The following is a 13738-nucleotide window of genomic DNA, read 5'->3' on the forward strand; positions in this document are numbered from 1 at the left end:
CAGTTTATCATTAGGTAGACTTGAATTATAATGTAATTAACTAAATACATGTTTTATTTCAGGAGGGTTAATATGGCTGTCGTAGAGCAGTTGATTCGCGCTGAGAGCGACGGAAGTATCAGCTTTGGTAACTATGAGCTTCCCGAGAAGAAGAAACTTGAGAACTTCGAGCACAACGGAGATATTCTCAAGGTTAAGACTTTCAAGGACATTACTAAGCTCGAGTGCAACGAGAACTTTGTTTATGAATCGGTTCCCGGCACAGCGGTCACAGGCTTTAAGGAGTCTGACGGAGGTGTAGAATTCACCGTAGAAGGTGTCAATGATGCACAGATCACATTAGGACTTTTGGAAAGCACAGAGTACAGCGTGTTTGTAAACGGATCCGCTATCGGCAAGATGAGCACTAATATAGGCGGTAAGCTTAATTTTAGTGTTGAATTGTCAGATGGAAGTTCTGCCAAAGTTAAGATTGAAAAATAAAAATTAAATAAATGGCCGAGGGCTTTTCGGGATACCTGAAAAGCCCTCGACGTTTATGGGAGGATATATGGCAACTAAGATAAAGACTATATTTTATTGCCAGAGCTGCGGATATGAATCATCCAAGTGGATGGGACAGTGTCCGGGGTGTAAAGAATGGAATACATTTGTAGAGGAGACGGTTAAGCCCGCGGCTAAGACCAAGGGCGCGGTTTCATCAAGTGCCCGCATGATCTCAGGAGCCTTGGAGGCTCCAAAATCTCTTTCAGAGATAGAGATAAATGACGAAGAGAGAGCGGATACGCATATCGGAGAGCTCAACAGAGTCTTGGGAGGAGGCCTTGTAAGGGGCTCCATGATCCTTGTCGGAGGAGATCCCGGAATCGGTAAGTCTACACTTCTTTTGCAGGTTGCGGGCAATCTTTCGGGAGATAAGAAGAATATTCTGTATATCTCGGGAGAGGAATCACTTAAGCAGATCAAGCTTCGTGCAAACAGGATAGGAGAGTTTTCGGACACATTGAAATTTATGTGCGAGACCAATCTTTCCGTGATAGAAGATACGATCACATCCGTAAAGCCTGAGATCATCATCATAGACTCAATCCAGACAATGTTTAATGAGGCGATATCGTCGGCACCGGGAAGTGTTTCTCAGGTGAGAGAGTCAACGGCGGTGCTTCTTAGAATTGCCAAGAGCCTTAATATAACCGTGTTTATAGTCGGACATGTAACCAAAGAAGGACAGGTTGCGGGACCGAGAGTCCTTGAGCACATGGTTGATACCGTTCTGTACTTTGAGGGTGACAGACATGCTTCATATAGGATACTCAGGGCGGTAAAGAATCGTTTCGGCTCGACCAATGAGATCGGTGTATTCGAGATGGCGGAGAGAGGCCTTATTGAAGTTAAGAATCCTTCTGAGTTTATGCTTGAGGGAAGACCGGAGAATTCCAGCGGCTCTATAGTTACATGCTCTGTAGAAGGAACAAGGCCCATTCTTATCGAGCTTCAGGCACTTGTGTGCAGAAGTAATTTCGGCTTTCCGAGGCGCCAGGCAAACGGAACGGATTATAACAGAGTCAACTTGTTAATGGCTGTTCTTGAAAAGAGAATAGGACTTCAGCTCGGAGATTATGACGCATATATCAATCTTGCGGGCGGAATGAAGATAGCGGAACCTTCGCTTGATCTGGGAATCTGCATGGCTATTATCTCAAGCTTTAAGAATAAGCCGATAAGCGATGATATGATAGCATTCGGTGAGGTTGGACTTTCGGGAGAGGTAAGAGCCGTAAATATGGCTGAGCAGAGAGTTTCGGAAGCCAAAAAGCTTGGCTTTAAGACTTGTATCGTTCCCAAGGCTCTTTGCGCAAAAATAAAGAAAAGCCACCCCGATATAAATATAATAGGAGTGGCTTCTGTAGTTGATGCTATGAACTATATTTAATTAAATACTTGATTTCTTTTTCTTAATCAGAATGACTATGGCAGCGGTGGAAGAGATGATCGCGATGATTCTTCCCGCGATGTTTGTTTCATCGCCTGTCTGGCCCATTCTTGGTAATTTCTTAGTGGCGCCGAGTATTTTTACATCGGTGTCATTTTCTTCTAATGCTTTAGTGATCACAGTTTTCTTAATGGCATTTGCTGCGATATTATTGGGATCACTGTCCTGGCCGTCTTCGGTATAGGATGTATAGGTTCCGTCATCGACAAATTCAAGCTTTCCGGCAACACATTTTACATTGTAGAGTGATGTTACGTCTTTTCCGTTCTCATCAACAATTATAAATGATGCGATCTCGTTCTTGGATGAGCCGATAACACTTTGGCTTCCGTTGATAACAACGTTCTTAAGCTTGTGGCCTTCAAGAAGAGAGCCTGATGTGATGCTTACTTTATCATTGGTTATTGTAGAACCGTCGTAGTTCTTAACGGTAGTTCCGGCTTCAAGCGTGAGGTTTCTCTGCTTAACGTTAACCTTGGCTGTGGTGGGCTTTTGCTGAGTGATGACGCTGGCAGGGAGTTTGAACCACTCGCCGTCTTTCTCGTAGCTTACCGAGATCTCCTCGGGAGAAATCTCTTTTCCGTTAAACAGGAAAGGTATTGTATAAGTCTTGATCTCAGATGCCACTACATAAGCTGCATCGATGTTAACCCAGTAATTGATGCCGTTGTTGGAGAAATACGTTCCGGAGCCGTTTGTTCCGGCATAGGCTTCAACAGTCAGAAGTTCTCCGAGTGCATTGAATATATTCCTGAGAGAAGGCCTCTTGTTATCAAGGTCTTTTACAACGATATTGAAACCGCCTATGATGTGCTCTTTTCCGTCATATTCGATATCTGTTTCCTCGCAGGTCGTATAGATCTCTATGGAAACATTGGGATAATCTTCGGGTATTATTTCCTGCGAAGAAGCTTTATTTCTTATAACACCGTCAACATGAACGCCTGATTTCTGAACTTTTTTGACGTACCATATAACGAATTGATTCTCGGGATCAAAAGTGGGGATGACATTCTTGATGTCTTCAGCGGTTGGAATGTTGTGAAGATAACCGGATACCGCGTTGGCAGCCGTGATGTTATCATCCTTAAGGCTGTCTTCCGAACCACTTCCGTCAACGATGGGGGAATAGTATCTGTAATCGTTGGGGATAGCTTCATCTATCGTGATTGCACTGCTGTAGTTATCACTTGAATGATTAGCCGGCTCTTCCGGGATATCTGCGTTTATCTCATTGAGAATATAGAAGTTTGCCGTACTGTATGTGACAGTGGGGAGTTTTCTTGTATCGGCGGTAGGCTCTTCGATCTTCGGAGTTTCTACCGGTATATCTGTAACTATAGGAGCATCCACGGGTGTTGTTTTTTCAGGAGTTTCAGTGGGAGTTTCAGCGGGAATTTTCGAGATTTCGGGTGTGGCTTCTTTATCGGAAACTATATTTTTGTTTTTGGTTTCCGTAGGGACAATTTCTTCTTTATCGTTATCTGTATCCTTTTTTTCTTCCGGGATGGGATCTGTGACTGAAGGATCTGAAGTAGATGAGCTGTTTGATGCGGACGAATCGTCCTCTTTTATATCATTTGTATCATTTTCTTCGGTGGTCGTATCGGACCCCGGTGTCTCAGCGTAGGCTATAATCGGCGATAACTGTAATGCCGTAAAACCAAATATGAGAAAAAAAGCCAATAATAGCGCCGCGGATCTGTTCTTTCTCTTAATCATTAAAGTGCTCCCCAAATATTCAAAAAAACATTAAATCGAACATACTCGAATATAATAACACAAAAACTAAACTTTTTGTAAATAATGTCGATAAATTTTATATAGAAATTCTAAAGAGGGGTAAGTCTGTGCTTATGAAGAAAATTATCAGATCAGCATTCGCCGTATTATCGGCATTTGCGCTCACTTTATTCATTATGTTTTCCGAGGTGTGTTCTTTGGAGATTCATGCCGCGGACGATCCTTATACAGCTTTTTCAAAGGCCACTACCGTCTATAACGGTGTGGACTATAAATCTGAGTATAATCCGCTTTTTTATTATCTTAATTATGCCGATTTAAGGCAGGCCTTCGGAACGGATGCCAATAAGCTTATCGAGCACTGGGTTCTTTTCGGAAAAAAAGAGAAGAGAGTTGCGAACAGACTTATCGGTGACAGCACTGAGTTCGTGGTTCCGACCGGAGATGAAGGCGTTGTGGTTATTCCAAAGACCAAGCATGACAACGGTGGAATGACCTACGATCAGGAAATTCAGGCAAGAAGCATTGCCAAGCAGATAGCTGCGGCGATCAATAATGCAGCCGAGGCTTCGGATACTTCAAAGAGCAGCAGTTCTTCTTCGTCAAAGTCTTCCAAATCCAAGTCTAAGACCAAGGAGATAAAAGAGGTTGAGAAGGTAGCATACGCAGCGGGCGTTGTAAAAGCTTATTGCGACCTCGGAACATACACGACGGAAGGAAAGATGTATAGAACGGCTTACGGAGTGTTCATCGGGGGCCAGTATTCATGCGCAGGTTCAACCAGAGCGCTGGGACTTATTCTTGATTATCTTGGAATAAACTGGGTTCATAAGAACATCAATCAGTGGGAAGATCAGTGGTGCCAGGTGATCGTGGACGGAAAAGAAGGCTACGGAGATCCGATGATCGCGGCAGCCGGATACGGTAAGCATCCCAATGAAGGCGGTAATGCCAAGGATGCCGTTTCATACGCAAAGATAAGATATAAATTTGAAGTTGCTACGCAAAAGCCGAAGGCGACGAAGTGATAATTCTTTTTTTGATAGATTAAGATTAAACAGCTATAGAGGACCGAAATGACAACAAGTTTTTTTGACAATAAAAAAAGAATAACGATCGGGCTTAAGGCAGTAGCGGCTCTTCTTTCGATAGCTCTTTTGACAGGGATGTGCAGTGTTAAGGTAAACGCAGCCGGAAATGTTTCGGGAGCAGGCGCAGGAAGCGCTACGGGAGCAACTGTCGGAAGTGTCTCGGGGGCATCCAAGATCGATCAGTCGACGTTTAGAAGGAATGTTGACATAACCACCGTTCATATCGGAAGTGACGTTACCGAGATAACACCGGGCGCGTTCAAGGGGCTTATGAAGCTTCGTTCGATAACGGTGAGCGAGAACAATCCTTTTTATGCTTCTTACAGTGACTGCTTGTATAACAAGGATATGACCGAGCTTTTGTGCTTCCCGCCTCAGCTTGACGGGGCTATGATTCCTTCTTCTGTGACGAAGATCGGAGAATATGCGCTAACGGGCGTCGGAGGAAAGCTCAAGGATGACATCAGAGCGGTCGTTAAGAGCCAGGCGGAGCAGAACCTCAAATTGGAAGATGTTCCCGGAGAGCATTTCATCCATACCAAGTATGGCGTTAAGTGGAGAGAGGCAGACGGAAGCTATTCTGAGCCTGACACTGAGCTTAAAAAGCTCATCGCTTCGGTGCTTGAATTTGCAACGGATGAAACGATGACGCAGAATGCACAGCTTGAGAGGTGCTTTAAATATCTGGTTGATTTTTCATCATATGAAAGAAACAACGAAGTTCCGGTGGGAGATTGGACCGGAGAGTATGCAAAGGACATGCTTATGGAAAGCAAGGGTAACTGCTACAATTACTCAGCGGCTTTTGCTTACATGGCCAAGGGACTTGGGTATGATTCCAAGGTATGTACGGGAACCGTATTGTCATCGCTTGGAGGAAAGACACCTCATGCATGGACAGAGGTTAAGATAAACGAAAACTGGTATGTGTTTGATGCTGAGATGCAGGATGCCAAGGGAGACGGCTATTACAAGCAGACCTATCAGAGTTATCCCGCCAAGCCGCTTGAGAAGGCAGCAGCGATCACTGTCAGTTTTTGAGATTTCGGAAGGAGCTTTTTTATGAGGAGGATATTTGGAATATCAGTCGTATTCTTAGGCGCTCTGGTATGCGTTCTTTTATTTAATATATTATTGTGCGCAATCATGCCTGCTTATAAGGATATGATATCTTCCGCTGCTAAGAACGACTCGAACATTCCCGTTGTCGAAGTGAGCGAAGGAGTGACTATCGTAAAAGAAAACAACGAAGTCAGATACATAACAGACGGCGCCGATTCTTTCAAGGATGAAGATACTTCCATGAAAGCTGCGAACGAATACTTTGACAATTTGGATAAAAAAGACAGCGCAAAAGAAGGCGTGGATTCGGAAGATGATTTCGAGGACGAGCCGGTCATAATAGACAGAACCTACTACGAAGATTGCGGAACGGGTAAGGGATACTGGGTACTGACTTATTCGGATGGCAGAAAGATAGTAGAGTGATGACAATTTTTATCGAGATAGAGCCCAAACTCAGGCTGCTCCTGGGGTTGGGCTTTTTATTTGCGGTGAATAATGTTTGATGATAAACTAAATTGGTTGTGAAATTTAGTTTCAAATATTTGGAGCTTTTTTTGGAGAGTTTGATAATGAAAAAGATGTTATTGGCTTTAGGGGTGATGTCTCTGCTGATAGCTTTTGTAGTTACAGGCTGTCATATGGGGGATAAGGAAAAGCACAAATTCACGGAAGATAAAAACGATACAGAGGATGTAATAGCGTCTGATCTTTCACAGGTTAAGATCGGCGTTTGTATATACCGCTTTTCGGATAACTATATGACTCTTTTCAGACGAGAGCTGGAGTCGTACTTATTGGATCAGGGATTTGCAAAAGAGAATATCGTGATATTGGATTCTGCGGACAGCGAGATTGTTCAGGACAGGCATGTGAGATCGTTTGTTGAAGAGGGTGTCGATGCGCTGATCATCAATCCGGTAGATCCGTCAGATGTAAAGAGTATCACCAATATGGCGGTCGAGGCAGATATACCGCTTGTATACATTAACAGAGAACCCGATGCAGATGAAGAAGTCAGGTGGGAAGAGGGCAAATGGAACGTCACTTATGTAGGCTGTGACGCCAGACAGTCCGGAACCATTCAGGGCAAGATCATTGCAGATCTGGGAATAGAAAACATAGACAGGAACGGCGACGGAGTTGCGCAGTACATTATGGTTGAAGGCGATCCCGATAATGCCGATACGCAGTTTAGGACGGAGTATTGTATTAAGGCGCTCAATGATGCAGGCATCGAGAGTGATTGCGTGTTCAAAGCCTTTGCAGATTGGGACAGGACCGAAGCAGAGAATGTGGTAACCGATGCTTTGCAGAAATACCCCGATGCGGAAGTAATTTTCTGCAACAACGATGCAATGGCGCTCGGAGCTCTTTCCGCTGTAGAGAAAGCAGGAATACGAGCGGGAAAAGAGATTAAGATCGTCGGCGTCGATGCTCTTACCGATGTACTTATCGCGGTACTTGAAGGACAGATGGCCGGAACGGTGTTTAACAACTACGTTCAGCAGGCGCACTCGACTGCGGATGCCGTGACAGCTTACCTTAAGAATGAGAATAACCCGCATTACATTCCATGTGATTACGTGGCCGTAACTGCGGACAATGCACAGACTATACTGGAGAACCTTGCTCACTGATCATGGGTAAGGTTCATTTTTATAGTCTTTTAAGAATCCGAAAATTGTCTATATAGTAAAATATAAATACACCTAATAATACTTTTGATACAGATACTTTTGACAGCGTTGGCGATTCTTTTCCACACGGAGGTAATATGCGCGATACGACACAGATTACCTATGGAGACGGCATCGTGAGCGTAGAGCTTATTTCTGAGAGTAGGAGCGATATTCCGGCTCCGACCATCAGATTTGGAGACTATGAGCAGTTGCTCGAATCCTGTTTTACAAAAAAAGAGCTCGAAGAGATCCTTGAGGGTGAACATGCAAATCTCACCTTTTCTTTTGTTATGTCAGATGAGCCTAAGGAAATAGCCGAATACGATACGCTTTCATCCGCTGTTTCAAGGGCTTCGAAAAACTTCGGTGAGCTTAGTGAAGGAATTGCCCTGGAGGCAAACGCTGTAAAAAGAGTCGATGCGGGAGAGGAGCTTACCATCGATAATCTTGCGGGAAATGTTGAGCTCCAGATTGAGATCCCGCTCTATCTTATCAGGGAAAACAGAGAATACTATCTTATGACGGATTCGCTCGGTGCATGTACGCTGTATGAGGACTATGATACCGAGGCCGACACGCTCTCGGTAAATACAGATACGGTGGGTACGAGTATGCTCCTATATAGGGATACATATCCCGACGTCCCGGTCACTGAGACCGCTACATTCGGAGTAAAACCACAGTTTGTCTTCGGAGGTATCGTCATAATACTCCTGGTGCTCTGGCACTATGTTACCGGCGCCAGAAGACAAAAGCTCAAGGAACAGAGATAAATCCGTGAAAAAAGAGCTGACTGAGTGCGCTAAAACGGCATAACCATGCACGTTATAGCGATTTTTGTAAAAAAAGAAAAAATTCTCGAAAAAGTTATTGCTTTTCTATTTGGCACGATATATAATGGAGAACGTCGTCGGGGTGTGGCTCAGTTGGTAGAGCACTATCTTAGGGAGGTAGGGGCCGCGTGTTCGAATCACGTCACTCCGACTATTTAAAACCGCTCAGTTTGAGCGGTTTTTTTGCGCGTTAAAATGAGACATGCGTGTAAAATAAAACGGACAGCTGTCTGAGTTTACTCAGGAACAGCTGTCCGTTTTATTTTACACATACGGCGAATGCCGCGGCAACGAGCAGCTATGCTGCGAGTCTGTCGGCATGTCTCATTTTTATGCCGGATACGGCGAATGCCGCGTTTCTGTCGGCATGTCTCATCTAAAAAAATCCCCATAAAAACAGCAACAAAAAAACTATTAGAAACCCGCGCAAAATGGTATACTTACAATAGTTGTGTACATTAAAAACATAATAGAAAAGCAGAATAATTATAATGACTGAAATGAAACCTGAAAACTTATTTGGTACAACAGCATATTATGATAAAAACAGTTCCTGCGAGGAACTCGTACAGCTCATTTCGTGCGGTATTCAGCAGGATGAAAAAGGCATTATTTTTCTGAATGAGAACGGACGTTGTATTTACGCCAACAAGCGCGCGTTTACCATGTTCCGTGTTATAGATAATCTTACAATTCTTTACGATACCTTCGATGCGTGGAGGAGGAGCCTCGGCGTTGAGGAAGGAACGACATCTTGGTGCGAGGTTTATAAGACTTCCAACAAAGAGAGACTGTATCACGTAAGATACAAAGTTCTTAATGATAACGGCAAGATCCTCGGAAGCATGTATGTGATCCAGAACGTTTCCGAGTCAATGGACAACGACCTCGGGGAGCAGTACAGACTTACTCATGACGAGCTTACGAGGCTGTATAACAAAGAGGGCTTTTTCGCTGCGGTAAGGAAACTCCTTGAAGAAGCCGAGCCCGATCGTGACTACATCATAGTTTATTCCAACATCAAAGATTTTAAGCTGATCAACCAGCTTTTCGGACTTAATAAAGGCAATGACATCCTCATAAACGTCGCGGATATGCTTTCACAGATGGTAAAAGAGGAGGATGTGTACGGAAGGATCAACGGAGACCAGTTCGCTCTGTGCATGCCCAAGGATCGTTTCGATGAAAAGAAGATCATTGCTTCTGTCAAAGAACGCGCCAGCAGGCTTACCAGCAGGACCTATTCCATTCACGTTCAGCTAGGTGTGTACGAGATATATGACAGACGCATGGACGTGTCTTTTATGTGCGACAGAGCCTATATGGCCTGCAAGACCATCAAGAGAGACAATGTGTGCGAGGTTGCCTGGTACAATGACGACATGCTCATCAATGCTCTCTTGGAAAAAGAAATCCTGTCGAGCTTTGACTTTGCCATCATCAATAAACAGTTTGGCATATATCTGCAGCCACAGCACTATTCCGACAGCAGAATCTTCGGAGCGGAGGCACTGGCGAGATGGCTTCACCCGGAGAACGGAGTTATCGAGCCCGAGGTGTTTATAAGCGTTCTTGAAAGAGCAGATCTTATATACAAGCTTGATAAATATATATGGGAGCTTGCCGCTGCGCAGCTTGCAAAGTGGAAGGGCACCAAGTGGGAGAAACTCTCTATTTCGGTCAACGTATCGCCCAAGGACATCTATTACCTTGATATCAAAAAAGAGTTTGATGACCTTGTGAAAAAATATGATATCAACCCCGCAAGACTCAATATTGAGATTACGGAGACCGCAGTTACAACCGACGTCAACAAGTGCGCCAAGCTTATCATGGACCTTAGAAAGAGCGGTTTCCTCGTTGAGATCGACGACTTCGGCAGCGGCTATTCATCACTTAATATGCTAAAAGATATCAACGCCGATGTTCTCAAGATCGATATGGGCTTTCTTAAAAAGACGGAGGATCATAAGAGAGCCAGGGTAATACTGAACTATACCATAGACATGGCTCATGAGCTTGGAATGGGTGTTATTACGGAAGGCGTAGAGACCAAAGATCAGCTTGCTTTCCTTGAAGAGATGGGCTGTAAGCTGTTCCAGGGATATTACTTTGATATGCCTATGCCCGTTAAGGATTTTGAAGAGAAATACAAGGACGGAGTCTGATAGTTGATTCAAAGACTATTTTGGTTATAATTGTTTTTGCAAAATTCACTTTTATGGAGGAATTGTTATGAAGGGTAAGTTTGGAATTAAGGAAGTAGTTGCTTTAGGAATCGGAACAGCTCTTTTTGTTGTTCTCACCAACGCTCAGATTCCGCTTGTGATCGTACCCAATACCGCACTTCAGGTAAGAATGGCTATTCTTGCATTCTTTTCGGCGGTGTTTGGTCCTTTCGTAGGTGCAGGAATCGGCCTTATCGGACATGCGCTCGGTGATGCGATATTCTACGGCTCTGTTTGGTGGAGCTGGGTTTTCCCTGAGGCTATCGTTGGCGCGGCCATCGGCTTCTTTGCCAAGAAGTTTGCAGTGCAGGAGGGCGGCTTTACAAAGGGTAAGAACATCATTCTCTTTATCCTTGTAAATATAGTGTCCAATGCGGTTGCATGGATTCTCGCAGCACCTGTTTTGGATATCCTGATCTATAAAGAGCCTGTAAATAAGGTATTTGTTCAGGGTATGTTTGCTTTCTTCGGCAACATTCTCATCATCGGAATACTCGGAACACTTCTTATGGTTGCATATTCAAGTATTTCCGGTAAATCATCGAATTTAAAGGCGGAGGAATAATTCATTGGTTGAAAATGCGCCAATTATAGAATTTTCAGACGTTTCCTTTAAGTATCGCGCTCAGCAGGAACCAACGCTGAAAAACATTAATTTAAAAATCTATCCCGGTGAAAAGATACTGATCGCAGGTCAGTCGGGATCCGGTAAGTCAACATTGGCACATTGCCTTAATGCTCTTATCCCCTGTTCATATGCGGGGGATATGAGCGGAACACTCCGAGTTTGCGGCGAAGAACCAAACAAACTCGGAGTTTTTGGCATGTCACAGATAGTCGGAACGGTTCTTCAGGACACGGACGGTCAGTTCATTGCTCTTACTGTTGCGGAGGATCTTGCGTTTGCACTTGAAAATGACAATGTTCCGCAGGAGGAGATGTTCCAAAAGGTTGATGAAGTGTCCGAAAAACTTGAGCTTAAGCCGTTTCTCGGTAATGCGCCGGGAGCTCTTTCGGGTGGACAGAAGCAGAGAGTGTCGCTTGGCGGAGTCATGGCATGTGACGTTAAGATACTTCTTTTTGATGAACCGCTTGCCAATCTGGACCCTGCTACGGGAAAGAAAACAATATCCCTTATCGATGACATTATGCATAACGAGGATATGACGGTAGTGATCATCGAGCATCGCTTGGAGGACGTTCTTTACAAGGATGTGGACAGGGTAATACTGATGGACGGCGGCAGGATTATAGCCGATATGCATCCCGACGAGCTGCTTTGTTCGGATGTTTTGACAGAGAACGGTATCAGAGAACCTCTATATATATCGGCGCTTAAGGCGGCCGGAGCAAAGCTTTCTCCGGATACCCACCCTCAGCATATAGAGGCTATGGATATTGCTCCTTATAAAGATGCGGTAAAAAAATGGTATCATGAGGCGAAGTTCCCCGCTTCCGAGAAGAACAGCGAGACACTTCTTGAAGTTTCGCATCTTAAATACAGCTATGACGAGTCGAGACAGGTTATTGACGATGTCTCTTTTGAAATAAAAAAAGGAGAGATGATATCTCTTGTAGGTAAAAACGGCGCGGGCAAATCAACACTTGCTTCGCTTATCTGCGGCTTTAACAAGCCTGATGGCGGAGTTATCAAGCTAAGCGGAGAAGACATAGCGGATCTGTCTATCAAGCAGCGCGGCGAAAAGATCGGTTATGTCATGCAGAGCCCCAATCAGATGATAAGTAAACCGATGATCTTTGATGAGGTCAGTCTGGGACTTGCTTCCAGAGGCGTACCTGAGGATGAGATCAAGGAGAAGGTTAACGAGATCCTAAAGATATGCGGGCTTTATCCTTTCAGAAACTGGCCTGTTTCAGCTCTTTCTTTTGGGCAAAAAAAGAGAGTGTCAATAGCGTCGATCCTTGTTATGGAACCCGAGCTTCTTATTCTCGATGAGCCTACGGCGGGCCAGGATTACAGGCATTATACGGAGATCATGGAGTTTATTCATGAGATCAGAAAGAAGATGCCGATCACGATCATGATGATCACGCACGATATGCATCTGATGCTTGAATATACCGACAGGGCGCTTGTACTTACTGACGGAAAGCTCCTTATGAACGCTTCTCCCGCAGAAGTCCTGACCGATAACGATGTTTGTGACAGAGCATATCTTAAGAGAACTTCACTTTATGATCTCTCTGTTAAGTGCGGAATAGATGACGCAAGTGAGTTTGCGGCAAGATTTATCGAAGATGAGAGAAGGCGGAAATAATGAGTAAGATGATTTCGTATGAAAAAAAGAATACGCCTATCCATAAGCTTAGCGGTTTTACCAAGCTTTTGTTTTTTATTTTGTGGTGCCTTACAAGTGCCCTTACTTTTGATACCAGAATGCTTTTGGTGATGATCGTGATAGGAGCTGCGATCTATAAGATCGCTGATGTTAAGTGGAAACAGGTAAGCGGCGTTTTTCTGGCCGTTATGTTTTTTATGGTGATCAATCTTGTCTGCATCTTTTTCTTTTCGCCTTATGAGGGCTGTAAGATTTATAACAGCAGAACCGATATTGTTCATCTTTTTGGGAATTATACTTTGACGTATCAACAGCTCTTTTATGAGTTTAATGTATTTATCAAATACTTTACCGTAATTCCCTCGATATTCATTTTCCTTGTGACGACCGATCCGAGCGAACTTGCTTCATCGATGAACGGAATCGGTGTGCCATATACGATCTCGTATGCGATGGAGATCACACTCAGATATATCCCTGACATTCAGGATGAGTTCCACAAGATCAAAAACGCGCAGGAAGCGAGAGGAATAGAGATGAGCTCTAAGGGAAGACTTCTTGATAGGATCAAGAACACCGCGGCCATTATCTTTCCGCTTTTGTTCTCGACTATGGAGAGAATAGAGGTTGTCAGCAATGCCATGGAGCTTAGAGGTTTCGGTAAAAAGAAAAAAAGAACATGGTACTCACAAAGACCTTTGAAAGCTGCAGATAAGGCGGTTATAGCCTTTTCTGTCGGATTCTTTGTGCTTACCATGATCGTTACTTACATGGACGGGAATCGCTTCTTTAACCCGTTTGTATAA

At 44.1% G+C, this 13738-nt stretch carries 12 protein-coding genes and 1 tRNA gene; 12 read left to right on the plus strand and 1 reads right to left on the minus strand.

The features are described 5' to 3' along the window. The first annotated feature begins 72 nt into the window (after positions 1-72). A complete protein-coding gene (locus D6856_RS07790) occupies positions 73-483 on the plus strand; it encodes an endosialidase (RefSeq protein ID WP_120686429.1) in 411 nt (136 codons plus the stop codon). A gap of 67 nt (positions 484-550) precedes the next feature. After that, positions 551-1933 (plus strand): DNA repair protein RadA, encoded by a 1383-nt coding sequence (gene radA, locus D6856_RS07795; protein WP_120686430.1) that lies wholly within the window; start codon positions 551-553, stop codon positions 1931-1933. On the opposite strand, the gene D6856_RS07800 is transcribed toward radA, so the two are convergent. Continuing rightward, positions 1934-3715 (minus strand): LPXTG cell wall anchor domain-containing protein, encoded by a 1782-nt coding sequence (locus D6856_RS07800; RefSeq protein ID WP_120686431.1) that lies wholly within the window; start codon positions 3713-3715, stop codon positions 1934-1936. Between the two features lie 134 nt (positions 3716-3849). Here D6856_RS07800 and D6856_RS07805 point away from each other — a divergent pair, with 134 nt between their 5' ends. The 10 genes from D6856_RS07805 (at position 3850) to D6856_RS07850 (ending at position 13738) form a co-directional block, all read left to right on the plus strand. Further along, positions 3850-4764 carry a hypothetical protein gene (locus D6856_RS07805; protein ID WP_158588868.1) on the plus strand — a complete coding sequence of 305 codons (915 nt, stop codon included), beginning with the start codon at positions 3850-3852 and terminating at the stop codon, positions 4762-4764. A gap of 48 nt (positions 4765-4812) precedes the next feature. Further along, positions 4813-5868 (plus strand): transglutaminase domain-containing protein, encoded by a 1056-nt coding sequence (locus D6856_RS07810; RefSeq protein ID WP_120686432.1) that lies wholly within the window; start codon positions 4813-4815, stop codon positions 5866-5868. A 21-nt stretch (positions 5869-5889) separates the two neighbouring features. Further along, complete coding sequence (locus D6856_RS07815; RefSeq protein WP_120686433.1) at positions 5890-6315, plus strand: hypothetical protein; 426 nt, start codon at positions 5890-5892, stop codon at positions 6313-6315. A gap of 146 nt (positions 6316-6461) precedes the next feature. Next, positions 6462-7529 carry a substrate-binding domain-containing protein gene (locus D6856_RS07820; protein WP_120686434.1) on the plus strand — a complete coding sequence of 356 codons (1068 nt, stop codon included), beginning with the start codon at positions 6462-6464 and terminating at the stop codon, positions 7527-7529. A gap of 137 nt (positions 7530-7666) precedes the next feature. Continuing rightward, positions 7667-8344 carry a hypothetical protein gene (locus tag D6856_RS07825; protein WP_120686435.1) on the plus strand — a complete coding sequence of 226 codons (678 nt, stop codon included), beginning with the start codon at positions 7667-7669 and terminating at the stop codon, positions 8342-8344. A 138-nt stretch (positions 8345-8482) separates the two neighbouring features. Beyond that, positions 8483-8555 (plus strand) — tRNA-Pro (locus tag D6856_RS07830). Positions 8556-8895: 340 nt separating this feature from the next. After that, positions 8896-10572, plus strand: coding sequence for a GGDEF domain-containing phosphodiesterase (locus tag D6856_RS07835; protein ID WP_120686436.1), 1677 nt, complete (start codon positions 8896-8898; stop codon positions 10570-10572). Between the two features lie 67 nt (positions 10573-10639). Then, complete coding sequence (locus D6856_RS07840; protein ID WP_120686437.1) at positions 10640-11197, plus strand: ECF-type riboflavin transporter substrate-binding protein; 558 nt, start codon at positions 10640-10642, stop codon at positions 11195-11197. 4 nt (positions 11198-11201) lie between these two features. Next, a complete protein-coding gene (locus D6856_RS07845) occupies positions 11202-12911 on the plus strand; it encodes an ABC transporter ATP-binding protein (RefSeq protein ID WP_120686438.1) in 1710 nt (569 codons plus the stop codon). Further along, positions 12911-13738: an energy-coupling factor transporter transmembrane component T family protein gene (locus D6856_RS07850; protein ID WP_120686439.1), complete on the plus strand. Its 828-nt coding sequence runs from the start codon at positions 12911-12913 to the stop codon at positions 13736-13738. Before D6856_RS07845 ends, D6856_RS07850 begins: the two co-directional genes overlap by 1 nt.

Source organism: Butyrivibrio sp. XB500-5 (assembly GCF_003625505.1).
Classification (GTDB): domain Bacteria; phylum Bacillota; class Clostridia; order Lachnospirales; family Lachnospiraceae; genus Butyrivibrio.

Coding starts and splice junctions, on each gene's coding strand:
- D6856_RS07805 (WP_158588868.1), top strand. CDS start 3,850: ATGAAGAAAATTATCAGATCAGCATTCGCCGTATTATCGGCATTTGCG.
- D6856_RS07790 (WP_120686429.1), top strand. CDS start 73: ATGGCTGTCGTAGAGCAGTTGATTCGCGCTGAGAGCGACGGAAGTATC.
- D6856_RS07850 (WP_120686439.1), top strand. CDS start 12,911: ATGAGTAAGATGATTTCGTATGAAAAAAAGAATACGCCTATCCATAAG.
- D6856_RS07810 (WP_120686432.1), top strand. CDS start 4,813: ATGACAACAAGTTTTTTTGACAATAAAAAAAGAATAACGATCGGGCTT.
- D6856_RS07820 (WP_120686434.1), top strand. CDS start 6,462: ATGAAAAAGATGTTATTGGCTTTAGGGGTGATGTCTCTGCTGATAGCT.
- D6856_RS07835 (WP_120686436.1), top strand. CDS start 8,896: ATGACTGAAATGAAACCTGAAAACTTATTTGGTACAACAGCATATTAT.
- D6856_RS07825 (WP_120686435.1), top strand. CDS start 7,667: ATGCGCGATACGACACAGATTACCTATGGAGACGGCATCGTGAGCGTA.
- D6856_RS07840 (WP_120686437.1), top strand. CDS start 10,640: ATGAAGGGTAAGTTTGGAATTAAGGAAGTAGTTGCTTTAGGAATCGGA.
- D6856_RS07815 (WP_120686433.1), top strand. CDS start 5,890: ATGAGGAGGATATTTGGAATATCAGTCGTATTCTTAGGCGCTCTGGTA.
- D6856_RS07800 (WP_120686431.1), bottom strand. CDS start 3,715: ATGATTAAGAGAAAGAACAGATCCGCGGCGCTATTATTGGCTTTTTTT.
- radA (WP_120686430.1), top strand. CDS start 551: ATGGCAACTAAGATAAAGACTATATTTTATTGCCAGAGCTGCGGATAT.